This is a genomic window from Janthinobacterium sp. SUN118 (assembly GCF_030397695.1).
Lineage (GTDB): Bacteria > Pseudomonadota > Gammaproteobacteria > Burkholderiales > Burkholderiaceae_D > Janthinobacterium.
In genome coordinates this window covers 814,598-838,953 of the sequence record NZ_JAPUBV010000001.1, presented here as the reverse complement: position 1 = coordinate 838,953, position 24,356 = coordinate 814,598, and the positions used below count along the sequence as shown (strand labels likewise).

The window sequence follows — 24,356 nt, the reverse complement described above, 5'->3', positions numbered from 1 at the left end:
CACCTGCCACGGTGCGGTAAACCGCTTAGCACGGCGGCCCACGGCGGCCCGTCATGCAATATAATGAGAATCATTCTCATATGTGGCATGCCAGGCTGCACTTTCAACAAGACATCGGACGCCGTGGTTGCACGCTACTATCAAGAACTGCTCAATTTCTGCTGGCGCAGCCTGCGCAACCGCGAAGCCGCTGCCGACCTGGTACAGGAAAGCTATGTACGCGTGCTGGGCGCGCAAGGCGTACCGGACGGCGCCAGCCGGGAAGAGCACGCCATCCGTGAACCGCGCGCGCTGCTGTACCACACGGCGCGCAACCTGCTGATCGACAATCACCGCCGCGCCGCGCTGCGCCAGCACGATGCGCTCGACGCCATGCCGGAAGCGGCGCATCCGGCCGCGCCATCGCACCTGCAGCCGGAACAGGCGCTGCAGGGCAGCCAGGACTGGCAAGCATGCGTGGCCGCCATCGACGCCCTGCCGCCCCGCTGCCGCGACGCCTTCGTGCTGCACATCTTCGAGGAATTGCCGCATGCGCAGATCGCCGCGCGCATGGGCATTTCCGTGAGCATGGTGGAAAAACATATCGCGCGCGGCATGCTCAGTTGCCAGGCGCAGTTGCATTCTTTGCGGGAAGCCACATAATGGCGCCCATGACCGCACTTCCGCCCCGCCACGATTTCGGCCCTGCCGCCCAGGACGAGGCGGACGCGCGCGCGCATGCGCGCTTTGCGGCAACGCAAGATCCCGTGGCACTGGCGGCGGCCACCTGGTTCAGCCGGCGCGGCAATCTTGATGCCCAGGGCCAGGCCGCGTTTGCCGCCTGGCTGGCGGCCGATGCGCGGCACGCCCACGCGTATGCGCAGCTGCAGCACACGCAGCGGGCGGTGCGCCGTATTCCCGCACAGGTCGCCGCGCGCTGGACGGTGCCCCCGGCTGCCCCCGCACCAGCCTCCGCGCCCCGCCGCCACTGGCTGCGCGCATTGCCGTATGCGGCGGCCGCCATGCTGCTGCTCGGCGTGGGCGCGGGCGGCTACCAGTGGTGGCAACAACCCACGTTCAGCCAGTCCTATGCCACCGCGCGCGGCCAGCGCCTGACCGTTGCCCTGCCCGATGGCAGCACGGTGCAGCTCGACACGGCCACGCGGCTGCACGTCACCCTGTACCGCCAGCGGCGCGCAGTGCGCCTGGCGCAGGGCGAAGCGCTGTTCCAGGTGCACTCCAGGCAGGACCAGCCATTCGAGGTCGCGGCCGGCCCGCTGCGCGTGACGGTGGTGGGCACGCAATTTTCCGTGCGGAATACCCTCGATCACGACGGCAGCCTGCGCGTGGCCGTGCAGCACGGCCATGTGCGCGTGGCGGGCGCGCAGCCGGACGCCATCGACCTGCTGGCGGGCCAGGGCGTGACGGCCGATGCGGCCGGCCGCCTGTCGGCCATCGCCAGCCTGGCGCCCGGCAGCGTGGCGCCGTGGCGCGAAGGCCGCGTCACTTTCGAGAACGTGCCGCTGAGCGTGGCGCTGGCCGAATTCGAGCGCTATGGCGACACGGGCTTCGTCGTACGCGATCCGGCCGTGGCGCGCCTGCGCATCGGCGGCAGCTTCAGCCTGACCCAGCTCGACCGCTTCGCCGCCGCCCTGCCGCAACTGCTGCCCGTGCAGATCGTGCGCAGCGGCACCACCAGCACGATCGGCATGGCACCGAAAGCGTCCGCGCAAGCGCCATCGATGCAACTGCCGCAAAATAAATACAAATAATTCGCATTCGCAGGTGAGGATTTCCGCCGCTGCTGCGTCTACCTCGTTAATCGACAACAAATTAACCTGGAGAAATGCAACATGTGGTCCCACCGCTGCAATCTGACACCCGCCCCCCTGGCCCTGGCCGCCATGCTGGCCCTGGGCACTCTTCCCCTGGCGCAGGCGCAAACCTTGCCCACCGTTAAACTGACCATCGCCGCCCAGCCGCTGGGCCAGGCCCTGAATGAACTGGCGCGGCAAGCCAATCTGCAACTGCTGTTCGCCCCCGAACTCGTGGCCGGCAAGACGGCGCCCGCCGTCAGCGGCACCCTGAGCGTGGCCGACAGCCTCGAGCGCCTGCTGGCCGGCAGCGGCCTGGCCGCCAGCATCGACGGCAACAGCGTCATCATCCGCCCGGCGCCCGCCGCCACGGGCAAGGTGGCGACCCTGGCGGAAATCACCGTCAGCGCCCGCCAGGACGCCAATGCGGAGACTGAACTGACGAAATCGTATGCGGCGCAGGCGGTAAGCATCGGCAAGGGCCAGCAAAGCCTGCGCGAGATTCCCCAGTCCGTCTCCGTGCTGACGCGCCAGCAGCTGAACGACCAGAACCTGCTGAGCCTGGACGACGCCATGCGCGGCGTGACGGGCATCACCGTCGAAGCGAGCAGCACGGGCGGCAACCATGGCAACTTTTATTCGCGCGGCTATGCGCTCGACTCGGTACAGGTCGATGGCGTGATGACGCCGGCCAGCACGGGCAACGACCTGTCGGCCGGCTTCGGCCTGGCCATCTACGACAGGGTGGAAGTGCTGCGCGGCCCCGCCGGCCTGTTCCAGGGCGCGGGCGACCCGGGCGGCACCATCAACCTGGTGCGCAAGCGCGCGCGCGACACCTTTGCCGCCAGCGGCGTGCTCAGCGCAGGCTCCTGGGACCGCTACTACGCGGAAGCGGACGTGACAGGCCCCCTGAGCGCGGATGGCAGGGTGCGCGGCCGCCTGGTGGCCGCCTATGAACACCGGCGCTCCTTCGTCGACCATGTGTATGCGGAAAAACCGCTGCTGTACGGCACCGTCGCCGTCGACGTGGCGCCGGGCACCGTGCTGACGGGCGGCATCACCCACCAGCAGTACAGGGGCCGCCCCGCCTTCGGCCTGCCCGCCCATGAAGACGGGCGCCTGCTCGACGTGCCGCGCTCGACCTACCTGGACCCGGCCTGGAACCACATCACGGAAAAGGTCACCGAATACTTTGCCGAACTCGATCACAAGCTGGACAACGGCGGCCAGTTCAAGGTCACCGCCCTGTACCGCGAACAGGATGAACCCTCGCGCAACTTCGGCTGGTCCGACTGCTCGGCCGATCCCGTCACGGGCGACAGCTGCCTGATCAGCTGGAACTACCGCAGCCACTGGAAGACGCAGGGACTCGACGCTTACCTGGCCACGCCGTTCCAGGCCTTCGGCCGCAGCCACGACCTGATCGTGGGCGCCGACTACCGCCAGGTGCACAAGAATTTCCAGTATGGCGGCGGAGACAATGCGCCGATCAACGTCTTCCATCCAGATAACAATGTGCCGCAGCCCAGCTATACTTTCTCCAACGGCAATGACAACCGCACCAAACAGTTCGGCCTGTACGCGCGCACCCGCCTGCAGGCGACGGACCGGCTGGCCGTCAACCTGGGCGGGCGCCTGACGCATTGGGACAACCATACCGTCAACCGCAACGCGTACTTCAACCAGTTCACCGACGTCAGCAACACCATCAATGCGAAATTCACGCCGTACGCGGGCCTCGTCTATGAGCTCGACAAGCAGCTGTCGGCCTACGGCAGCTACACGCGCATCTTCTCGCCCCAGAGCACCACGGACGCGGCCGGCCAAACCCTGAAGCCGCGCACGGGCCAGCAGTTCGAGCTGGGCCTGAAGGCCGAGCTGTTCGACAAGAACGTCAACGCGCATGCGGCCCTGTTCCGCATGGAAGATGAAAACCGCGTCATGCCCGACCCGGCCAACCCGCTGTTTTCCATCGGCGCCGGCAAGATGCGCAGCCAGGGCATGGAAGCCGAGCTGAGCGGCAGTCCCCTGCCGGGCTGGAACATCACGAGCGGCTATTCCTACACCAGCACGCGTACCCTCGAAGGCAGCGACGACCAGAAGGCGCAGCTGTACACCTTCATCGCGCCGCGCCACAATTTCAATGTGTGGACCACCTACCGGCTGGCCGGCGCGCTGGACAAGATCAGCGTGGGAGGCGGCCTGCGCAGCGTCAGCAGCATGTACCGCCTGAACGGCCCCGTGAAATTCGAGCAGGGCCCCGTCACGACGGTGGGCTTGCAGGCCGGCTACCGCCTCAGTCCCAAACTGGAGCTGTCGCTGACGGTGAACAACCTGTTCGACAAGAAATACTACACGCGCGTGTGGGCCGCCTATGGCTCCAACTTCTATGGCGAACCGCGCAACGCCATGCTGACCCTGCGCGGCCAGCTGTAAGCTCCCGCCAGCCGGGCCGATGCACGGCCACCGCAACAATGCGGTGGCCGTTCTCGTTTACAACATCGCACTCTTGCATGTCTCGCAACCCAGCACTATAATAAGAATAGTTCTCATTCACATTTGGACTCTCGCGAGAGTCCGCACCCGGTCGCCTGGCTGGTGCGCGGCTGAATGACACGCTGCGCCAGCCAGGCATCACCGCCAAGCAAGCTCCCCCCATACCACTACACGCCTTGCCGCACGACGGCGGGCGCACGAAAAGAAGGATGCTTCATGGCACGAACACGTTCGCTGGCCGGCACCGTTGCCGCCACGATGACTCCCGCAATCCCGGCATTGCACCTCCGCCCGCTGGCGGCCGCCGTGCATTCGGCCCTGCTGGCGGCGGCGCTGGGCGCCGGCACGGCGCTGGCTGCGGAAGCCCCAGCCAAGCCCGATGAAGCCACCTTGAGCGAAATCAAGGTGCTGGGCCAGCAGGACAAGGCATCGACCGAGAACACGGGTTCCTACACCACCAAACAGATGGCCACGGCCACGCGCATGGGCCTGTCCATCCGCGAAACGCCGCAATCGATCTCGGTGGTGACGCGCCAGCGCATGGACGACATGGGCTTGAACAGCCTGGCCGAGGTGCTGGTGCAGTCGACGGGCGTGACGGTGCAGGAAAACGATAGCGAACGCACCAATTTCTCGGCGCGCGGTTTTTCCATCGGCAACTACCAGATCGACGGCGTGGCCGTCAATTCGGGCGCCAATGCGCTGTTCGACACGGCCATCTATGACCGCATCGAAATCGTGCGCGGCGCCACGGGCCTGGTCAGCGGCAATGGCGACCCGTCGGCCACCATCAACATGCTGCACAAGCGCCCGGGCAAGGAGTTCGCCGCCTCGGCCGGCCTGACCGTCGGCTCCTGGAGCAAGGTACGGCTCGAAGGCGACGTCAGCGCGCCGCTGAATGCGGACGGCAGCATCCGCGGGCGCGTCGTCGTGGCTGGCCAGAACCGCCATTCCCACCTCGACCTGTACAAGGAACGCAAGCTGGTGGGCGCCGTCATCGTCGAAGCGGACCTGACGCCGGACACCCTGCTGACGGCCGGCATCGACTATCAAAAGAACACGCCGAAAGGCACGAGCTGGGGCACCCCCCCCCTGTTCTTCTCGGACGGCACGCCGGCCAACATGCCGCGCTCGTTCAACATGGCGGCCAAGTGGAGCAGCTGGGAACGCGCATTCGAAAACAAATACGTCTACCTCGAGCACCGCTTCGCCAACGACTGGAAAGTCAAGGCCGCCTATGGCCGCCTGGACAGCTCCTCGAACGGCAAGCTGTTCTACGGCGGCAGCGGCTATCCGAACCGCGACGGCTCGGGCCTGGCCGTGTGGAGCAGCGCCTTCCCCTACGATGAAAAACAGGACAATTTCGACCTGTCGGCCAACGGCACCTTCCCCCTGTTCGGCCGCCAACACGACCTGGTACTGGGCGTGAACGGCTGGAAGCGCGTCGGCACGACGAACGAGACGCAGTTCGAGGACCCGCTGCCCTTCGCCACCACCATCCCCGACTTCCGCCACTGGACGGGTGACGTGCCGGAGCCAGCCATGCTGCGCACGGGCGCGCGCGACGTCGCCACCACCAAGCAGTCGGGCGCCTTCATCGCCACGCGCATCAACGTCATGGACAATCTGAAGGTGCTGGCCGGCGCGCGCATCTCGAAGTGGGAAACGTATAACGACCGCTACGACACTAAAGGCACCTTCGTGAAGCGCAGCTCCGCCTACAAGACGGACGATGTCGTCACGCCATACGCGGGCGTGGTGCTCGACGTCAGCAAGAGCACCTCGCTGTACGCCAGCTACACGGACCTGTTCAAGCCGCAGAACCTGAAGGACAAGAACAACGCCTTCCTCGACCCGATCACGGGCAGCAACGTGGAAGCGGGCGTGAAGAGCGAATTTTTCGACGGCGCCCTGAATGGCTCGTTCGCCGTGTACCAGGCCAAGCAGGACAACCTGGGCGAAGAGGATGCGTCCGTGCCGCTGAGCTTCGTGCTGCCGGACGGCAGCCGGCCGTATGTCTCGACGGGCAAGGGCACGAAGAGCAAGGGCTACGAGGCGGAAGTGTCGGGCAGTCCGCTGGCGGGCTGGCAGCTGTTCGCCGGCTACACGCACAGCAAGTCGAAGACGGGCAAGGGCGTGCTGACCAATACCATCCAGCCGACCAACATGCTGCGCGTCTCGACCACCTACCGCCTGCCGGGCCAGCTGCAGAATCTGACCATCGGCGGCGGCTTGAACTGGCAGAACGAGATCTACACGACGGCCACCCTGCCGAACAAGACGAAGACGCGGGTCAGCCAGGGCAGCTACGTGCTGGCCAACCTGATGGCGCGCTACCAGATCAGTCCCAAGCTGGCGGCCACCCTGAACGTCAACAACCTGTTCGACAAGACCTATTTCCGCCGCGTGGGCTTCTATAACGGCGGCTATTACGGCGAACCGCGCAGCGTGGCGCTGAACCTGCGTTACCAGTACTGATGCACCCAGCCGGCCGCCTTCCCACAGGAGCGCGGCCGATTTTCCGTTTCATATAACAAGATAAGGGATACACCATGCACATCACTTCCATCGCGCGCCGCGGCGCCCTTGCCGCCGCCCTGCTGGGCGCTGCCATCGTCTCCGGCAGCGCCAGCGCCCACCAGATCTGGCTGGAACAGAACGGCCAGGCGGCCCACGTGTACTTCGGCGAATTCGGCGACAACCTGCGCGAGGCGTCGCCCGGCCAGCTGGACAAGTTCAGCATCGGCCAGGTCACGTGGATCTCGGCCAGGGGCAGCAAGCCGCTGCAGGCGAGCAAGCAGGCGGGCGCCTTCGCGCTGAACGGCAAGGTGGCGCCCGGCGAAAGCATCATCGTCGAGGAACGCAACTACCCGTCGTGGGAAGAGAAAAAGGATGGCAAGGCCACGCGCACCGTGTGGATTCCCGCCGCGCGCCTCGTCGCCGACAGCAAAGCCCAGGCCGCCGCGCTGACGCTGGACCTGGTGCCGACCGGCAAAGCTGGCCAGTTCCAGGTCAGCTACAAAGGCAAGCCGCTGGCAGAAGCCAAGGTCAACGCCGTGGTGCAGTCGGGCTGGGCGAAGGAAGCGTACAGCGATGCGCAGGGCCTGGTCAGCTTCCCGCTGCCCTGGAAAGGCACGTATGTGCTGGAAGTGCAGCACACGGACAAGACGGCCGGCCAGCGTGGCGACGAGCACTATGACAAGGCCATGTACGTCACCACCCTGAGCCTGGTGCAGCCGCAAGGCGCGGCGCCGCTGCCGGCCCCTGCGGCCTTGCCCCCTAGCAAGGATCACGGCTGACCATGCAAGCGCCTGCCATTACCGAAACTGAAACGACTGAAAAACCTGCGCGCCTGCGCCTGTCCGCCGCGGTGCTGTACCGCCTCGGCGTGGCCTCGCGCAGCGTGGCCGCCATCGCCGGCGGCTACCTGCTGGCGGCGCTGGTCACCATGCTGCTGTCGGTGAGCCTGCCCATGGCCCGCTCGGAAGCCGTCATGACGGCCACGCTGCTGTCGTTTGCCATCTACACCTGCGCCGTGATGTGGGTCTTCGCCACGGCCAGCGCGCTGCGCGCCTGGCTGGGCCTGGCGATTCCCGCCGCCGTCATCGCCGCCATCCTGCACTGGATGGACGCACTATCCTGGAGTCTCGCATGAAAGAAGGTTTCCGCCAGTCGATGGCATGGCTGCACACCTGGTCCGGCCTGCTCGTCTGCTGGATTTTGCTGCTGGTGTTTTGCGCCGGCACGGCCAGCTACTACCGCAATGAAATCACGCTGTGGATGCAGCCCGAGCTGCACGGCGCCGCCGCCAGCAAGGTGACGACGGAGGAAGCGGCCAGCGTCGCGCAACAGGCCATGCAGGAGCGCGCCACGGGCGCCACGCGCTGGTTCATCAGCCTGCCCGGCGAACGCAACCCCGCCACGCAGCTGGGCTGGAGCAAGCCGTCGCAACCGGGCGAAAAGAAGCGCGGACGGCGCGGCAACTTCCATAGCGAAATGGCCGACCCGGCCACGGGCGAAGTGCTGTCCAAGCCGCGCGAGACGCGCGGCGGCGAATTCCTCTACCGCCTGCATTTCGACCTGCACTACATGTCGGCCATCTGGGGCCGCTGGATCGTCGGCTTCTGCGCCATGTTCATGCTGGTCTCCATCATCAGCGGCATCGTCACGCACAAGCGCATCTTCAAGGACCTGTTTACCTTCCGGCCGAAGAAGGGCCAGCGTTCGTGGCTCGATGCGCACAACGTGACGGCCGTGCTGGCCCTGCCCTACCACCTGATGATCACCTACACGGGCCTGGTGACCCTGATGTTCCTGTACATGCCGTCCGGCGCCACGGCCGCCTACAAGGGCGACCAGGACACCTTCTTCGCCGAAGCGTTCCCGGGTCGCTCGGACGAGCGCAAGGCGGCCGGCGTGGCCGCGCCCCTGACGCCGCTGGCGCCGCTCGTGCGCCAGGCCGAGCAGCAATGGGCCGGCAAGGTCGAGCGCATCTCCGTGAACAACCCGGGCGACGCCAACGCCACCATTTCGCTGTCGCGCGCGGCCGGACGCGACATCTCGTCGAAGCAGCCGTCGATGGAATTCGATGGCGTCACGGGCAAGCTACTGTCGTCCGACGGCGACGCCCTGCCCGGCGCGGCCGCCACGCATGGCGTGATGTACGGCCTGCACATCGCCCGCTTCGGCGGACCGCTGCTGCGCGCGCTGTTCTTCCTGTCCGGCCTGGCCGGTTGCGCCATGGTGGCCACGGGCGCGCTGCTGTGGGCCGTCAAGACGCGCCAGAAGCAAGCCAAGGCGCTGGCCGCCGGCAAGCGCCCCAGTTTCGGCCTGCGCCTGGTGGAAGCGCTCAATATCGGCGCCATCGCCGGCATCCCGATCGCCTTCGGCGCCTACTTCTGGGCCAACCGCCTGCTGTCGGTGACGATGGAAGACCGGCCGAAGGAGGAAATCGCCTGCTTCTTCGGCGCCTGGGCCCTGGCCGCCATCGTCGCCCAGCTGCGGCCTTCGCGCGCCATGTGGCGCATGCAGCTGGCCGTGGGCGCCTTCCTGTTCTGCGCCCTGCCCGTGCTGAACGTCTTCACCAGCGGCTCGCACCTGGGCGCGAGCCTGTTCCTGGGGCGCGGCCCCGTGGCGGTGGCCGCCTTCGACCTGGTGGTGCTGGTGCTGGGCCTCGGCCTCGCGTATGCGGCATACAAGCTCAAGCCCCTACCCGCGAAGGCGGCCAAGGCGCAAAAAGCAGCGGATGCGGCCAAGCCGGCAACGACGATGGAGGCCGCATGATGGAACTGCTGGCCAATTTCCTCGTCTTCGCCCTGTGCTATGCGGGCCTGTCCTCGCTGTGCCTGGCCATGGACCGCCATTACGCGGACCTGCACGGCCGCGGCGCCGAACCGCCCGCGCCGCTGCGCCGTCGCCTGCAGTGGACGGGGTCGCTGGCGCTGGCGGCCGGCCTGGCCTGGGCCATGCATATCGCCGGCGGCGGCTATGGCTTCGTCTACTGGGTCGGCAGCCTGACGGGCTGCGGCTTGCTGCTGATCTGGCTGCTGCCCTACGCCCCGCACCAGGCCATGCGCCTGGCGCGCCTCATCGGCGGCGCGGCCGTGCTGGCCGCCATCGCGCTGGCCTTGTTGTAACGCTAGTCCTGTGCCGCCCGCGTGGCGGCACAGCAACAGCGCATTGCGCCGGCACGCCCGCCGCGCTAAAATGAGAATAATTCTTATTTGCATTAAGGTCCCCTCCACCATGCCAGGCAGTCCGTTCGCGCCCACTCCCCTGCTGCCGACGCAGCTGGAAAGCCACTACCGCGCGCACCACGGCTGGCTGGCGCACTGGCTGCAGCGGCGCCTGGGCAATGCTGCCGAAGCCGCCGACCTGATGCACGATACCTTTGCGCGCCTGCTGGCCGGCGCGCCATCGCAGCCGCAAACGCCGGCCCTGCGCGCGCCGAAGGCTTACCTGGCCACTGTCGCCAAACACCTGCTGATCAACCACTTGCGCCGCCAGTCGCTGGAACGCGCGTGGCTGGACGCGCTCGCGGCCCTGCCCGAACACCATGTGCCGTCCACCGAACAGCGCGCGGCAATCCTGCAGGCGCTGCAAGCGGTCGACGCCATGCTCGACGGCCTGAAACCGAAGGTGCGCGCCGTCTTCATCATGGCGCAGATCGAAGGCCATGCGTATGCGGAAATCGCCACGCAGCTGGGCATCGGCGAGCGCTCCGTGAAGCGCTACATGGCCGAGGCGCTGACCGAATGCGTGCTGCTGGCGCCGGACTTGCTGGCATGAGCAGCGTCGCTCCACCATGTCCCCCGCTGTCGCGCAAGGTGGCGCGCCAGGCCGTCGAATGGTATTTATTGGAGCAGTCGGGCCAGGCCACATCGGACGACCTGGCGGCGTCAGCCCAATGGCGCGCGCACGACCCGGAACATGCGCGCGCCTGGAACAGGGTACAGCAGGTGAGCCAGACGGCCGGCCTGCTGCCGCCGGAGCTGGCCGCGCCCCTGCTGCGCCGGCCGCGGCGCCGCGTGGCCATGCAGGTGCTGCTGGCGCTGATGGCGGCGCCGGCCGCCTGGCTGCTGGTGCGCCACGAACTGCTGGCCGATTACCGCAGCGGCGTGGGCGAACGGCGCGAGCAGTCCTTGCCCGATGGCGGCACGCTAGTGCTCAATACGGACAGCGCCGTCGATATGGCGTATGGCGCCGACGAACGCCTGCTGACCCTGCGCCGCGGCGAACTGCTGGTGCAGACGCGCCCCGACCACGCGGGCAGCCGCCCTTTCATCGTCGCCACCCGCCATGGCCGCATCCGTGCGCTGGGCACGCGCTTCACCGTGCGCGTCGATGACGACGGCAGCCGCGTGACGGTGCTCGAACATGCGGTGGAAATCACCCCGCGCGCGCCCTCGGCCACCGTGCGCACGGTCATGGCGGGCCAGCAAAGCCGTTTCGACGCCAGCCACGCCAGCCTGCCTGCGCCCGCGCCGCTGCAGGCTGACGCGTGGGCGCGCGGCATGCTGGCGGCGCAGGACATGCGCCTCGATGCCTTCGCTGCCGAATTATCACGCTACCGTCCCGGCCTGCTGCGCGTGGAGCCGCAGGCCGCAAGCCTGCGCCTGTCGGGCGCCTTCCAGCTCGACGACACCGACGCCGTGCTGGAGAGCCTCACGCGCATCCTGCCCGTCGACGTGCTGTACCGCACGCCGTACTGGGTCACCATCGCGGCCCGCAAAAAATAATCGCGAAAAGCTGGCCCTTTTTTTCGCCCCGGCCTGTCCTGTGGGTATTGCAACGACATCTTGCAACGACATTCCACCGGAAAGGCAATACCATGCACCAAGCTCGTTTGACTCCCCTCGCGCGCGCCGTCGGCGGCGCCCTGTTCCTGCTGTCGCTGGCCCAGGCGCCGGCCATGGCGGCCGATGCCGCCGCACCAGCGGCCACCCAGGTCAGTTTCAGCGTGCCGCCCGGCGCGCTGTCGACCGCCATCGCCAGCTTTGCCATCGAGGCGAAAGTGAGCGTGGGCGCGGCGGCCGAACTGCTGCAAGGCTTGCGCACGCCGGGCCTGAGCGGCAGCTACACGGTGCCGCAGGCGCTGGCCCGCCTGCTGGCCGGCACGGGCCTGGAAGCGCTGCCCAGCGGCGAACGCAGCTACGTGCTGCGCAAGGCGGGCAGCGCGTCCACCGGCGCGCCGATCGCCGCCACCTTGGATGAAGTGGCCGTCAGTTCCAGCGTCCTGCGCGACGGCACCACGGAAGGCAAGCGCGGCTACGCGGGCCTGACCAGCGCCACGCGCCTGAACCTGTCGCTGCGCGAAACGCCGCAAGCCGTCAGCGTCATCACGCGCCAGCAGATCGAAGACCAGGGCCTGCATACCCTGCAGGACGTACTGGTGCAGGCGCCCGGCATCACGGTCGACCATTCCTCGAGCACGCGCGAATACGACCAGGTGTTTTCACGCGGCTTCGAAGTGACCTCGTACATGTTCGACGGCATCCCGACCAGCAAGAACCTGGAAGCGCGCACCTACGACATGGCCATCTACGACCGCGTCGAGATCATCCGCGGCGCCACGGGCCTGATCAGCGGCACGGGCAGCCCGTCGGCGGCCGTCAACCTGGTGCGCAAGCGCCCGGGCCGCAGCTTTGCCGCCACGGCCGGCGCGCAGCTGGGTTCGTGGGACCGCTACCGCATCGAGGGCGATGTCTCGACGCCATTGACGGCCGACGGCAAGGTGCGCGCGCGCATCGTCGCCGCGCACGAAGAGCAGCGCTCGTTCATCGACCGCTACCGGCAGAAAAAGGACGTGCTGTACGCCATCGTCGAAGCGGACCTGACGCCATCGACGGTGCTCAGCGCCGGCATCAACTACCAGAAGGAAAAGCTGAAAGGCGCGGGACGCGACTTCCCCATCTTCTACAGCGACGGCACGCAGACCCATTTTCCCCGCGCGATGAACGGCACGGCCGCCTGGAGCACGTATGACCGCGAGCAGAGCATGCTGTTCGCCACGCTCGAGCATTATTTCGACAACGACTGGATCGCCAAGATGGCCGTCAGCCGCAGCAGCAACCGGTACGACGCCCTGCAGGGCTTTTCCGGCAATGGCTACCCGGACCGCGTGACGGGCGGCGGCATGGGATTGTGGCTGGCCAACTGGCACAGCAAGCCGCAGCAAACCTCGCTCGACGCCTATGTCAGCGGCCCGTTCCAGGCTTTCGGCCGCAAGCATGAACTGGTGCTGGGCGTGAGCGCCTCTGAACTCAAGACGAATGGCCCCATCTATCCGGGCTGGCGCCTGGACGGCTACGCCTACACGGTGCCGGATATCCATCACTGGAATGGCGCCATGCCGGTGCCCGACTACAGCGGCACGCGCCTGGGCAGCTCGTACGACAAGGAACGGGAAAGCGGCCTGTATTCGACCCTGCGCCTGCGCCCGACGGATGCGCTGTCGGTGATCCTCGGCGCGCGCCTGTCATACTGGAAGCGCGACATCCGCAGCGATTATTTCAACGATACGGACCTGTACGACGCCATGCGCGAAAACGGCAAGATCACGCCGTATGCGGGCCTCGTCTACGACCTGGGCCAGCACTGGTCGGCCTACGCCAGCTACACCAGCATCTTCACGCCGCAAAGCCAGCGCGACGTCAACAGCCGCTTCCTGGCGCCGCTCGAGGGCAAGAACTACGAAGTGGGCGCCAAGGGCGAATTCTTCGGCGGCAAACTCACCACCAGCGCGGCCCTGTTCCAGCTGCGCCAGGAAAACCTGGCCGAAGCTGATCCGGGCAATGTCTGGATCATCGGCACGGGCGGCGGCTCTTACGCCTATCACACGGTGAAAGGCGCCACCACGCGCGGCTTCGAGGCGGAAGTATCGGGCCAGCTGCGCCCCGACTGGCAGCTGACGGCCAGCTATGCCTATAGCCGCATCCGCAACGCCGCCGGCGAGCGCATCCAGACCAACCAGCCGCAGAACATGGCCAAGCTGTGGACCACCTGGCGCCTGGCGCAGGGCCTGCCTGGCCTGGTGCTGGGCGGCGGCGTGAACTGGCAAAGCGATATCTACATGGACGACCGCGGGCCGCATGGCGAACGTTTCACGCAGAAAGCGTATGCGGTGGCGGGACTGATGGCGCAATACCAGGTCACGCCGCAGCTGCTGGCGACCCTGAACGTCAACAACGTCTTCGACAAGAAATACTACTCGACGGGCCTGGGCGGCTACTACGGCGATCCGCGCAACGCCATGCTGTCGCTGCGCTACAAGTTCTGAATGGCTTCCCCACTTTTGAGCAGCGCCTCGATGCCTTCGGGCGCCATGGCGCGGCCCAGGAAATAGCCGAACGCCTCGTCGCAGCCCATCTCGGCGAGCAGCTCGAGCTGCTCGCCGTTCTCCACGCCGCCGGCGATGGTGCGCAATTCCAGCGTGCGCGCCATCGCCACGATGGCGCGCACCATGGCGCCGTCGCCGCCCGGCTTGCCCAGGTCGTCGATGAAGCACTTTTCGATCTTCACGGCGTCCGTGGGGAAGCGCTTCAGGTAGTTCAGCGAAGCGTCGCCCGTGCCGAAATCGCTGATGGCAATCGCCATGCCCAGCTGGCGGAACTGGCGCAGTATCAGTTCGCAGTTCTGGCTGCGGTCGATCAGGATGGCGGCCGCGATTTCCAGTTCGATGCAGTGACCGGGCACGCCGGCCGCCTCCAGCGCGGCGGCGAAATTGCGCGCGATGTCGCGCTGGTAGAACTGCCGCGCCGACAGGCTCACGGACACCGTCAGCGGCTGCCCCTGCGCGATCCAGCTGCGCGCCTGCCCGACGGCCGTGGCCAGCACCCAGGCGCCCACCGGCAGGATCAGCGCGCTTTCCTCGAGCACGTGCAGGAAATCGAGCGGCATCATCAGGCCCAGCTCCGGATGCTTCCAGCGCAGCAGCGCCTTCACGCCCGTGATGCTGCGCGTGCGCAGGTTCATCCTGGGCTGGTAATACAGCACGAATTCGTCGCGCTCGAGCGCATGGCGCAGCGCCGTCTCGAGGATGGTGCGCGAATACGACTGCGTCTGCATGCGCGCCGCATAGCGCAGGCAGGTGCCGGGCGCGTGGCGCTTGGCCGCGTACATGGCCAGGTCGGCCTTTTCGATCAGCGCATTGACGTCGTCGTCGTCGTCCGGATACAGGGCCACGCCCACGCTGGCCGCCACCGCCAGGCTGTATTCGCCGATGACGAAGGGAGCGGCGATGGCGCCGACGATTTTCTCGGCCACCCGCTCGGCATCCTGCGCCGTGCGCAGCTCCGTCAGCAGGATGATGAATTCATCGCCGCCCTGGCGCGCCACCGTGTCGACCTTGCGCACGCACTGCTGCACGCGGCGCGCGAATTCCGTCAGCACCTGGTCGCCCACGTCGTGTCCCAGGCTGTCATTGATGGATTTGAAGCGGTCGATGTCGACGAACAGCACGGCCAGCAAGCCCTGGTGGCGGCGCGCATAGGCGATGCCGTGCTCGAAGCGGATCTGGAAATGCAGGCGGTTCGGCAACCCCGTCAAGCCGTCGTGGTGGGCGATGAATTCCAGCTGCTGCTCGGCGCGCCGGCGCGCCGACACATCGTGCAGCAGCAGCACGGCCCCGCCCTGCGCCAGCGGCGCGCAGCTGTATTGCACGTCGATGCGCTTGCCGTCCAGATGGCGCAGCAGTACCGCGCCGCGCGCCACTTCCAGCACTTCCTGCCGCGCCACGCAATCGCGCACCTGACGCGCCGCATCGATGGGCGTGCCGTCATGGAACAGCGGCAGCAGCTGCGTCACCGGCATTCCCAGGCCGTCGTCGGGCAGCCTGCCGCCCATGGCGCTGGCGCGCGGATTCAGGTATTCCACGATGCCCTCGTGGTCGGTGCCGACGACGGCCGCCGGCAGCGCATGCAGCAGCGCCAGCGTGCGTGCCTGCGCCGCCTGCAGCACGACGCCCGTGGCATGGCGCATGCGCCAGGCGCGCGCCGCATGCCACTGGCAAGCGAGCAGCACGCTGAGCACCACGGCCAGGCACAGGCACAGCGCCAGCAGCAGCGTCGTCATGCGTCACCCGGCAGGCAGGAGATGGAGGACATGGCTTTCCTTTGCAACGCGCGCCGTCTGGCCGGGCGCAGATACATGCGGAAAGGAAATAGTATAAGAAATCCGGCGCAATATTTGCCTGATCGGACGCCGCTTGACTGGCGTCAAGCGGCGCGGCGGCAGCGCGCCTCAGCTCAGCGACAGGACCCGGGACTGCGCCACGCGGGGGCCGGCCACGGGCGCGTGCGTGCCCGATGCCGGCTGCAGCTTGAAGATGCTGACGGCGTCGGCCAGGCTGGCCGCCTGCTGCTGCAAGGCGTCCGCCGCGGCCGCGGCCTGTTCCACCAGGGCCGCGTTCTGCTGCGTCACGCCATCCATCTGGCTGATGGCGATGCTGATCTGTTCGATGCCATCGCGCTGCTCGACGCTGGCCACGGCGATCTCGCCGATGATGGCGTTGACGCGCTGCACGCTGCCCACCACCTCCTCCATCGTGCGCCCCGCCTGGCCGGCCAGCACGCTGCCTTCTTCCACCGTGCGCACGGATTCTCCGATCAGGGCCTTGATCTCGCGCGCCGCATCGCTTGAGCGCTGCGCCAGGTTGCGCACCTCGCTGGCCACGACGGCGAAGCCGCGCCCCTGCTCGCCCGCGCGCGCCGCTTCCACGGCCGCATTCAGCGCCAGGATATTCGTCTGGAAGGCGATGCCGTCGATGACGCCGATGATGTCGACGATGCGCTTCGACGAGGCATTGATATCGCTCATGGTGCGCACCACCTGCGCCACGGCCTCGCCGCCGCGCTGCGCCACGTCGGATGCGCCGCCGGCCAGCTGGCGCGCCTGGTCCGCATTGTCGTTATTCTGCCGCACGGTGGAGGTCAGCTCGATCATCGAGGCGGCCGTCTCTTCCAGCGAACTGGCTTGCTCCTCCGTGCGCGAGGACAAGTCCATATTGCCGCTGGCGATTTCGGCCGAGGCCGTGGCGATGGCGTCCATGCCGGTGCGCACGCGCCCGACGATGGCGGCCAGGTTGCCGCTCATCGCCTTTAAAGCCCGCAGCAGGTCGCCGATTTCATCGCGGCTGCCGTCCGCCACCACGGCGCGCAAGTCGCCGGCCGCCACTTGCTGGGCGATGCCGACGGCCGCGCTCAGGGGACGCGTGATGCTGCGGATCAGCCACCAGACGGTGATGCTGCCGATGATCAGGGTCACCAGCACGGTGGCCAGCATGGCGATGCTGGCGCTGCGGTGCGCGGCCGCATCCGCTTCCTTCATCTGCGCCATCAGGCTGTGCGACTGCTTGCCGATAGTGGCGACGATGGCGTCGATCTGGCGCGTCGGTTCGCGGTCCATGCCCTTCACCAGCGCATCGACGGCCTGCGCGCTGTCGGCGCGCGCGCCGTCATACTTTTGCAGGGCCGCCAGGTAGCTCACGCCCAGCGCATCGTGCGCCTGCATGGCTTGCGCCACGGGCGCCGTATCGAGCTTGAGTGCCGCCATCATGGCTTGCAGGCTGGCCAGCTCCTTGCGCGTCTGCGCACCGCTGGCGACGAATGCTTCGCGGTAGCGCTGGAAGGCGGCCGCATCGCCGCCGCGCAGCAGGATGTTCTTCCACTCCTGCACCTGGATCTTGAATTCGACCTGGGCGCTGCGCGCCGCGTCGACCGCTTCCGTCAGGGCGACGGAACGCTGCATGGCCTCGCTGCCGCGTGCGCTGGCAGCATCGAGGGCACTCCAGCCGCGCACGCCGACGAAGACCAGGGCAAGAAAGAAAAAGGCGCCTAACAGACCCAGGCGGACGGAGATTTTCAGATTCGCGAGTTGCATGTATTTCTCCCGGCGGCAAGAACAGGATGGCAACAAAAATAGTCGCCAAAACTATCCAATTCTCACCGCATGCGCAAATCATGCCGCGCCCCCCGTGAAAAACCAAGCGGCGCTTGCGCTAGCGAAACACTTTCAACATAGAAACAACAAATTACAAGTCAATGTTAACTGGATGACCACTCCATGGGTCGCCGTTGCGCCTAGCGCGCCGCCGCGGCCGCCGCCGCGAACTCCTCGCGCAGCAGCGGGTACAGGCGCCGGTAACGGGCCAGGCGCTCATCGAGCACGCCGGACGCCTGCGGCGCGACCGTCTCCTGCACCGGCGGGCGCATGCACACCTGCGCCGGCGGCAAGCCCGTCACGGCCATCTGCGCCAGGCGCGCCGCGCCCATGGTGCCGCCCGCCGCGCCATGGTCGTGGCGCAGCACGTTCAGGCCGGACGCATTTGCGCACAGCTGGGCCCAGAAGCGGCTGCGCGAGCCGCCGCCGACGAACGAAGCCTCGCTCAGCTGCGTGCCGGCGCTGCGCAGGGCCGCATTGCCGTCGGCCATGGCAAAGGCCACGCCTTCCATCACGCTGTAGGCCAGTTCCGCGCGGCCGTGCTCCGTGGCCAGGCCGAAGAACACGCCGCGCGCCGTGGCGTCATTGTGCGGCGTGCGCTCGCCGCTCAGGTAGGGCAGGAACAGCGGCGCCTTGCGCGCCTCGACGCCTTCGGCCAGCGCCACCAGGGCACCGATGTCGTGCGACTGCGTCAGCTGCGCCACCCAGGCCAGGCTCGATGCGGCGCTGAGGATCACGCTCATCTGGTGCCAGCGCCCGGGCAGGCAGTGGCAAAACGCATGCACGCCCTGGCCCGGATTCGGCGCAAAGCCATCGCTGCCGGCAAACAGCACGCCGGACGTGCCCAGCGACAGCAGGCCGGCGCCCGGCTCCACCACGCCCAGGCCCACGGCGGCGGCCGCGTTGTCGCCCGCGCCGCCGGCCAGCACGACCGCGTGCGCGATGCCCCATTCCTGGCACAGGGCCGGGCGCACCTGCGCGGCGGCGGCGCTGCCTTCGACCAGGCGCGGCATGTGCTCGCGCGTCAGTCCTGTCGCCGCCAGCATGCGTTCGGACCAGTCGCGCCTGGCCACGTCCAGCCACAAGGTGCCGGACGCGTCGGACATGTCGGAGACGCACTCGCCCGTCAGGCGCAGGGCCACGTAATCCTTCGGCAGCAGTACTTTGCTGATGGCGCGGAACAGCGACGGCTCGTACTTTTGCAGCCACAGCAGCTTGGGCGCCGTGAAGCCGGGCATGGCCTGGTTGCCCGTGATGGCGCGCGACTCGGGCACCAGCGCCTCGAGTTCCACGCACTCGGCAAAGGCCCGCGTGTCGTTCCACAGGATGGCCGCGCGCAGCACGTGCTGCTGCTTGTCGAGCAGGGTGGCGCCATGCATCTGGCCCGACAGCGCGATGCCGCGCAAGCCGGAAAACGCCACCGGCTGGGCGCTGCGGATGGCCGCGATCACGTCCAGCGTGGCGTGCCACCAGTCCTCGGGATTCTGCTCCGACCAGCCCGGATGGGGGCTGGACACGCGCAGGGTCACGCCGCTGCTGGCGAGGATGGTTTGCGCGTCATCGGTGAGGATGGCCTTGACTTCGGAAGTGCCGATATCGATACCGAGATAAGTCACGATGGTTCCATAAAAAAAGTAAAAAGCCGGCCGTCAGGAAAACGACTCGGGCATGTTCATGTGCAGGCAGGAGCGGAATTTCGACGGCGACATCTGCTTGTGGGCGAGGAACTGGCGGTTGAAATTGGACAGGTTGTTGAAGCCCGTGCGGTAGCAGATATCGGTGACCTTCATGTCCGTGTTCATCAGCAGCTCGCAGGCCAGCGCGATGCGCTCCTGGTTGACGTAATGGATGAACGAGGTGCCCGTGTGCTTGCGGAAGAAGCGCGTGAATTTCAGCGTGTTCATCTCCGCCACGTCGGCCACGTCCTGTTCGCAGAAATCGAGCGTGATGTTTTGCTTGATGTAGGCCAGCACCAGGTTGATGGTGGAGGACATGTAGCGCCCCGCCTGCGCCAGGTAGGTGACGCTGGCCAGGGGCCTGCGTTCGCGGCAGTCGCACAGGTCGCCGAACAGGCGCGCGAACAGTTCCACCCGGCGCGGGCCCTGCGCCGTCGTCAGTTCCGCCATCAGCGGCGCCAGGCGCAGGCCCAGCGCATCGGGAAACTGCAAGCCCCTGCCCGCCTCGCCCAGCAGGGTTTTCAGCGGCGCCATTTCCGGAAACAGCAGCGCGCAGCGCTCGATGAAATCGCTGGAAAACTGCAGCACCAGGTCGCGCGCGGGCAAGGTCACGCCTTCGGCCAGCTCGCTGACCCAGTTGTGCGGCAAATTCGGCCCCGTCAGCACCAGGTTGCCCGGCGCGTAACTGCCGATATGGTCGCCGACAAAGAATTTCCCCGTCGACGTGGTGATGATGTGCAGCTCGTACTCGGGATGAAAATGCCATTTCGCCACCGCGTGCGGATAGCCGTGCGCCCACGCGCGAAACGATTCGTGGATCGGTTTGTGGATCAGTTCCAGGTCAGGCGTCACGGCAGTTCCCTTGCACGGTCTCGGTCACCCTATTCTAACGTCCTCGCGACGTCAGCCGGCGGCCACTGCCAGCCCGCTGTCGGCGTCGAACAGGTGCATGTGCTCCTCGTCGAAGGCCAGCGCCAGGCTCTGCCCCACCTGCGCCGCGCTGTTGGCCGCATTCGCCGGCAGCAGGGCCGACAGGGTCAGGGCGCCGCACTGAAAGCTGATCAGCGCCTCCGCCCCCAGCAGCTCGACCAGGTCGACCGCGCACGCCAGGCCATGGCTGCCCGCCTGCGGCTGCCGCTGCTCCAGCTGCGTGGCCGCGCGCAAATGGTTCGGGCGCAGGCCGAAGACCACACGCCCCCCCGATGGCAGCGCGGCAAAGCGGGGCGAAATCAAGGGCCAGCGGTAGCCGGCGCACACGAGCACCGGTTGCCCGTTCTCTTTTTCGATGACGCCATCGATGAAATTCATGGCCGGCGTACCGATGAAGCCGGCCGCGAACAGCGTGCGCGGGTGGTTGTACAGCTCGGCCGGCGTGCCGATCTGCTCGATATGCCCGCCCTTCATCAGCACCACCCTGTCGGCCAGGGTCATCGCCTCGAGCTGGTCGTGCGTGACGTACAGGGTGGTGGTGCGCAGGCGGCGGTGCAGGCGCTTGATGTCGGCGCGCAGCTGGGCGCGCAGCTTGGCGTCCAGGTTCGACAGCGGTTCGTCGAACAGGAATACCTGCGGCGTCTTGATCATGGCGCGCGCGATGGCCGTGCGCTGCTGCTGGCCGCCCGACATGGCGCGCGGCTTGCGGTCAAGCAGGCTGTCCAGGCTGAGGATGGCCGCCACTTCGCGCACGCGGCGCTCGATTTCGTCGTTCGGCACCTTCAGGCGGCGCAGGCCGAAGGCGATATTGTCGTACACCGTCATGTGCGGGTACAGCGCATAGTTCTGGAACACCATCGCCACGTTGCGCGCGCGCGGCGGCAAGTCGTTGACGACGGCGCCGCCGATCAGCAGCTCGCCGCCGCTGATGTCTTCCAGGCCGGCGATCATGCGCAGCAGGGTCGACTTGCCGCAGCCCGATGGCCCCAGCAGGACGATGAATTCGCCGTCGTCTATCTCCAGGTCGAACGGCTGCAGCACGGCCGTCTTCTCGTCATAAGTCTTGTGCAGCTGCCTGCAGGCGATATTTGCCATGGTCTTGTCTCCGCTTTCTTGGGGGCTGGTTCAGGCCAGCTCGATCTGGATCTTGACGTCGCGCGGGTGGCCCTGGGCCGCTTCCTCGAACGCCTGCACGCCATCGGCAAAGCCGAAGGTGCGCGAAATGAAGGGCTTCACGTCGATCTTGCCCGAGGCCAGCAGCGCGATGGCGCGGGGGAAGATGTTCGCGTAGCGGAACACGGATTCGATGCGCACTTCCTTGGCCTGGATGGCGACGATATCGAAGGGCACCGTATCCGGCGGCATGCCGACCAGCACCAGGCAGCCGTTCGGGCACAGCAGGTCGGTGATGTTGTCATAGGCGCGCATGCTGCCGCTGGCTTCGAAGACGATGTCGGCGCCCCAGCCATCGGTGGCCTCGCGCACGGTGTCCGCCAGGCTGGCGTGGCGCACATCGACCGTGGTCACGGCGGGATTGCCGGCAAACAGGGCCAGCTTTTCCGGCACCAGGTCGGCCAGGATCACGCGCGAGCAGCCGCCCGCCAATGCGGCCAGCGCGTTCATGGCGCCGATGGTGCCGGCGCCGATCACCACGGCCACGTCGCCCGGCTTGATGGCCGCCTTTTTCGCCGCCTGCAGGCCGATGGCCAGCGGCTCGACGATGGCGCCTTCGCCGAAGCTGACGCTATCGGGCAGCTTGAAGGTAAACGCGGCAGGATGCACGACGTACGGCGTGAGGCAGCCGTGAATGGGCGGCGTGGCCCAGAAGCGCACAGCGGGGTCGAGGTTGTACAGGCCGCGCATGGTGGCGGGCGAGTCGAACTGCGGCACGCCCGGCTCCATGCAGACGCGGTCGCCCACTTTCAGGTGCGTCACTTCCGCGCCCACCTCGGCCACCACGCCGGAAGCTTCATGGCCGAGCACCATCGGTGCCTCGACCGCGAAGGGACCGATCCTGCCATGCTTGAAATAGTGGACGTCGCTGCCGCAGATGCCCACCGTGTGCACCTTGATCTTCACGTCGCGCGGGCCGACGAGGAGCGGCACGTCGATGTCGCGCAAGGTGATTTTTTCCGCCTGTTCCAGTACGAGTGCTTGCATGATAGCCTTCCTTATTTATGTTTGAGCATGGAGTTGAGCAGCCGTCCCAGGATGCCGACGAACAGCAGCGGCGGCAGCGCCAGCAGCACGGTGGAGGCGTTCACCACGCCCCACGGCACTTCCTGGCCCATCGAGGTAAACGCCGACGCCACCACGGGCAGGGTCATGCTCTTCGACGAGGTGAGCGCCAGCGCGATCATCAGTTCATTCCAGACCAGCACGAAGCTGAAGACGATGCCGCCCATCAGGGTCTTCGACGCCACCGGCAGGGCCACGTGCCAGAACACCTGGTAGGGACCGTAGCCGTCGAGCGCGGCCGCTTCCTCGATCTCCTTCGGGATGCGGGCAAACGCGGGAATCGACAGCCAGATGATGGTCGACAGGGTCACCAGCAGATACGTCACCACCATCGACAGGCGCGAGTCGTACAGGCCCAGGTCGATCCAGATCGAGATCAGCGGAATGGCGACGGCCACCGGCGGCAGGAAGCGCAGGGACAGCAGGAAGAACTGGATATCCTTCTTGGCCGGGATCGGATAGCGGGCGATCGCATACGCGGCCGGCACGCCCAGCACGGCGCCCAGCAGCACGGCCACGCCGACGATGACCACGCTGTTGCCCAGTCCCGTCAGCACTTCCGGGCTGGCCAGCACCTGTTTGTAGTTGGCCAGGGTCGGGCTGAAGAAAAAGCGCGGCACGGGCGTGACGATGTCCATCAGCTCCTTGAAGGAATTGAGCACGGCCCACAGGATGGGGAACAGCGCCACCAGCACGATCACCGTGGTGATGGCAGTGGTGGTGACGGCGCCAACGCCGCCCAGGGTGCGCAGCCCCCTAAGACACCTGACAAGACCGTTGCGAGGAGGTGTGAGTTGTGGCCGAGAAGCGGAGCTGTGCGCAGGCACAGTGAGCATCGAAGGCCGCAAATCGCGCTGCGCGTTAGGTTTGCTTAGGGTGTTCCTGGTCAGTTTTCCCATTTGGCGACCCGCTTCCAGAGTAAGGTGAAGATGACAGTCGTGGCCAGCATCATCAGCACGGCCATGCTGGACGCGTACGACACCTTGCCCATCAGGCCGATGCCCTGCGCATACGCGTACATGTCCAGGGTTTCGGTGGAGATGCCGGGGCCGCCCTTGGTCATCACGTAGATCAGGTCGAACGAGCGCAGCGACTCGACCATCTTGATGAAGACGAGGCTCATGATGGGCACCTTCAGCATGGGCAGCGCGATATAGGCATACACCTGAATGGTGCTGGCGTAATCGAGGCGCGCCGCTTCCAGCGGTTCGGCGGGCAGGGTTTCCAGCAGTTTCAGGATGACGGCGCCGAAGAACAGGCCCCACTGCCAAATGTCGACCAGCGCCACCGCGTACAGGGCCGTGGCGGGGTCGGACAGCAAGGCGCTGCCGCCCAGTCCCACGCATTCCAGCAGCCAGTTGAGGATGCCCATCAGCGGCGAATACATGAACTTCCAGATGAAGGCGGCCGACACGCGCGGCAGCAGCACCGGCACGATCAGGAGCAGCGCGATGACGTCGCGGGTACGCCCCTTGATTCTCTCGAACAGGAACACGGCCAGCAGCACGCCGACGATCAGCGAGCCGGCCACGGTGACCACTTCCCAGATGGCCGACACCTGCACGGCATTGACGAAGCGGCGGTCGCCGAACAGGCGGAGAAAATTGGCAAAGCCGACGTAGTCGCTGTCGCTGTAGCGCAGCACGCGGTTTTGCAGGGCCAGGTTGATGGCGGCGATGCTGGGCACCAGGCCCAGTACCAGCAGGACCAGCAGCGGCAGCGTGAGGAACACGGCCGGCAGCCAGGTATGGCGTTGTTTACGGATGGAGTGCGGCATAGGAGAGAC

General features: G+C 66.9%; 18 protein-coding genes and 1 pseudogene. 11 read left to right on the top strand and 8 right to left on the bottom strand.

Translation table 11 applies throughout. The annotated features are described in order from the left end of the window. The first annotated feature begins 87 nt into the window (after nucleotides 1-87). From O0880_RS03805 to O0880_RS03755, 11 genes are all read left to right on the top strand, one after another. Nucleotides 88-642: a sigma-70 family RNA polymerase sigma factor gene (locus O0880_RS03805; protein WP_289885158.1), complete on the top strand. Its 555-nt coding sequence runs from the start codon at nucleotides 88-90 to the stop codon at nucleotides 640-642. Between the two features lie 8 nt (nucleotides 643-650). Beyond that, the gene (locus O0880_RS03800) at nucleotides 651-1,751 is read left to right on the top strand and encodes a FecR domain-containing protein (RefSeq protein ID WP_289885157.1); all 1,101 of its coding nucleotides are present in this window, start codon (nucleotides 651-653) and stop codon (nucleotides 1,749-1,751) included. Nucleotides 1,752-1,832: 81 nt separating this feature from the next. After that, complete coding sequence (locus tag O0880_RS03795) at nucleotides 1,833-4,229, top strand: TonB-dependent receptor (RefSeq protein WP_289885156.1); 2,397 nt, start codon at nucleotides 1,833-1,835, stop codon at nucleotides 4,227-4,229. Between the two features lie 276 nt (nucleotides 4,230-4,505). Further along, entirely contained in the window at nucleotides 4,506-6,767 is a 2,262-nt protein-coding gene (locus O0880_RS03790; RefSeq protein WP_289885155.1) for a TonB-dependent siderophore receptor, read from the top strand. Nucleotides 6,768-6,841: 74 nt separating this feature from the next. Beyond that, nucleotides 6,842-7,588 carry a DUF4198 domain-containing protein gene (locus O0880_RS03785; RefSeq protein WP_071322248.1) on the top strand — a complete coding sequence of 249 codons (747 nt, stop codon included), beginning with the start codon at nucleotides 6,842-6,844 and terminating at the stop codon, nucleotides 7,586-7,588. Nucleotides 7,589-7,590: 2 nt separating this feature from the next. Then, complete coding sequence (locus tag O0880_RS03780) at nucleotides 7,591-7,944, top strand: DUF3649 domain-containing protein (protein WP_289885152.1); 354 nt, start codon at nucleotides 7,591-7,593, stop codon at nucleotides 7,942-7,944. Then, nucleotides 7,941-9,572, top strand: coding sequence for a PepSY-associated TM helix domain-containing protein (locus O0880_RS03775; RefSeq protein ID WP_289885151.1), 1,632 nt, complete (start codon nucleotides 7,941-7,943; stop codon nucleotides 9,570-9,572). Before O0880_RS03780 ends, O0880_RS03775 begins: the two co-directional genes overlap by 4 nt. Continuing rightward, the gene (locus O0880_RS03770) at nucleotides 9,569-9,925 is read left to right on the top strand and encodes a DUF3325 domain-containing protein (protein WP_232251046.1); all 357 of its coding nucleotides are present in this window, start codon (nucleotides 9,569-9,571) and stop codon (nucleotides 9,923-9,925) included. Before O0880_RS03775 ends, O0880_RS03770 begins: the two co-directional genes overlap by 4 nt. A gap of 109 nt (nucleotides 9,926-10,034) precedes the next feature. Beyond that, nucleotides 10,035-10,577: a sigma-70 family RNA polymerase sigma factor gene (locus tag O0880_RS03765; protein ID WP_071322245.1), complete on the top strand. Its 543-nt coding sequence runs from the start codon at nucleotides 10,035-10,037 to the stop codon at nucleotides 10,575-10,577. Continuing rightward, nucleotides 10,574-11,527 carry a FecR domain-containing protein gene (locus tag O0880_RS03760; protein WP_289885150.1) on the top strand — a complete coding sequence of 318 codons (954 nt, stop codon included), beginning with the start codon at nucleotides 10,574-10,576 and terminating at the stop codon, nucleotides 11,525-11,527. The genes O0880_RS03765 and O0880_RS03760 overlap by 4 nt, the downstream gene beginning before the upstream one ends. Before the next feature lie 92 nt (nucleotides 11,528-11,619). Next, a complete protein-coding gene (locus O0880_RS03755; RefSeq protein ID WP_289885149.1) occupies nucleotides 11,620-14,067 on the top strand; it encodes a TonB-dependent receptor in 2,448 nt (815 codons plus the stop codon). Here O0880_RS03755 and O0880_RS03750 read toward each other — a convergent pair. From O0880_RS03750 to O0880_RS03715, 8 genes and pseudogenes are all read right to left on the bottom strand, one after another. Further along, nucleotides 14,055-15,860: a GGDEF and EAL domain-containing protein gene (locus O0880_RS03750; RefSeq protein ID WP_289885148.1), complete on the bottom strand. Its 1,806-nt coding sequence runs from the start codon at nucleotides 15,858-15,860 to the stop codon at nucleotides 14,055-14,057. The two genes, O0880_RS03755 and O0880_RS03750, sit on opposite strands and share 13 nt — an antisense overlap. Nucleotides 15,861-16,028: 168 nt before the next feature. Beyond that, nucleotides 16,029-17,666 (bottom strand): methyl-accepting chemotaxis protein, encoded by a 1,638-nt coding sequence (locus O0880_RS03745; RefSeq protein WP_289885147.1) that lies wholly within the window; start codon nucleotides 17,664-17,666, stop codon nucleotides 16,029-16,031. A 200-nt stretch (nucleotides 17,667-17,866) separates the two neighbouring features. Further along, nucleotides 17,867-19,342 carry a xylulokinase gene (xylB, locus tag O0880_RS03740; RefSeq protein WP_289885146.1) on the bottom strand — a complete coding sequence of 492 codons (1,476 nt, stop codon included), beginning with the start codon at nucleotides 19,340-19,342 and terminating at the stop codon, nucleotides 17,867-17,869. Nucleotides 19,343-19,375: 33 nt separating this feature from the next. Next, the gene (locus O0880_RS03735; protein WP_071322240.1) at nucleotides 19,376-20,254 is read right to left on the bottom strand and encodes an AraC family transcriptional regulator; all 879 of its coding nucleotides are present in this window, start codon (nucleotides 20,252-20,254) and stop codon (nucleotides 19,376-19,378) included. A 72-nt stretch (nucleotides 20,255-20,326) separates the two neighbouring features. Beyond that, nucleotides 20,327-21,427: pseudogene (gene ugpC / locus O0880_RS03730) on the bottom strand (sn-glycerol-3-phosphate ABC transporter ATP-binding protein UgpC); the annotation flags it as partial. 30 nt (nucleotides 21,428-21,457) lie between these two features. Continuing rightward, nucleotides 21,458-22,492, bottom strand: coding sequence for an NAD(P)-dependent alcohol dehydrogenase (locus O0880_RS03725; RefSeq protein WP_289885145.1), 1,035 nt, complete (start codon nucleotides 22,490-22,492; stop codon nucleotides 21,458-21,460). 11 nt (nucleotides 22,493-22,503) lie between these two features. After that, the gene (locus O0880_RS03720; protein ID WP_289885144.1) at nucleotides 22,504-23,406 is read right to left on the bottom strand and encodes a carbohydrate ABC transporter permease; all 903 of its coding nucleotides are present in this window, start codon (nucleotides 23,404-23,406) and stop codon (nucleotides 22,504-22,506) included. Between the two features lie 50 nt (nucleotides 23,407-23,456). Further along, entirely contained in the window at nucleotides 23,457-24,347 is an 891-nt protein-coding gene (locus O0880_RS03715) for a sugar ABC transporter permease (protein WP_289885143.1), read from the bottom strand. Nucleotides 24,348-24,356 lie beyond the last annotated feature (9 nt).

Bases quoted from the DNA above. Each gene is read 5' to 3' on its own strand.
- O0880_RS03805 (WP_289885158.1), top strand. From the start codon at position 88: ATGCCAGGCTGCACTTTCAACAAGACATCGGACGCCGTGGTTGCACGC.
- O0880_RS03800 (WP_289885157.1), top strand. From the start codon at position 651: ATGACCGCACTTCCGCCCCGCCACGATTTCGGCCCTGCCGCCCAGGAC.
- O0880_RS03795 (WP_289885156.1), top strand. From the start codon at position 1,833: ATGTGGTCCCACCGCTGCAATCTGACACCCGCCCCCCTGGCCCTGGCC.
- O0880_RS03790 (WP_289885155.1), top strand. From the start codon at position 4,506: ATGGCACGAACACGTTCGCTGGCCGGCACCGTTGCCGCCACGATGACT.
- O0880_RS03785 (WP_071322248.1), top strand. From the start codon at position 6,842: ATGCACATCACTTCCATCGCGCGCCGCGGCGCCCTTGCCGCCGCCCTG.
- O0880_RS03780 (WP_289885152.1), top strand. From the start codon at position 7,591: ATGCAAGCGCCTGCCATTACCGAAACTGAAACGACTGAAAAACCTGCG.
- O0880_RS03775 (WP_289885151.1), top strand. From the start codon at position 7,941: ATGAAAGAAGGTTTCCGCCAGTCGATGGCATGGCTGCACACCTGGTCC.
- O0880_RS03770 (WP_232251046.1), top strand. From the start codon at position 9,569: ATGATGGAACTGCTGGCCAATTTCCTCGTCTTCGCCCTGTGCTATGCG.
- O0880_RS03765 (WP_071322245.1), top strand. From the start codon at position 10,035: ATGCCAGGCAGTCCGTTCGCGCCCACTCCCCTGCTGCCGACGCAGCTG.
- O0880_RS03760 (WP_289885150.1), top strand. From the start codon at position 10,574: ATGAGCAGCGTCGCTCCACCATGTCCCCCGCTGTCGCGCAAGGTGGCG.
- O0880_RS03755 (WP_289885149.1), top strand. From the start codon at position 11,620: ATGCACCAAGCTCGTTTGACTCCCCTCGCGCGCGCCGTCGGCGGCGCC.
- O0880_RS03750 (WP_289885148.1), bottom strand. From the start codon at position 15,860: ATGACGACGCTGCTGCTGGCGCTGTGCCTGTGCCTGGCCGTGGTGCTC.
- O0880_RS03745 (WP_289885147.1), bottom strand. From the start codon at position 17,666: ATGCAACTCGCGAATCTGAAAATCTCCGTCCGCCTGGGTCTGTTAGGC.
- O0880_RS03725 (WP_289885145.1), bottom strand. From the start codon at position 22,492: ATGCAAGCACTCGTACTGGAACAGGCGGAAAAAATCACCTTGCGCGAC.
- O0880_RS03720 (WP_289885144.1), bottom strand. From the start codon at position 23,406: ATGCTCACTGTGCCTGCGCACAGCTCCGCTTCTCGGCCACAACTCACA.
- O0880_RS03715 (WP_289885143.1), bottom strand. From the start codon at position 24,347: ATGCCGCACTCCATCCGTAAACAACGCCATACCTGGCTGCCGGCCGTG.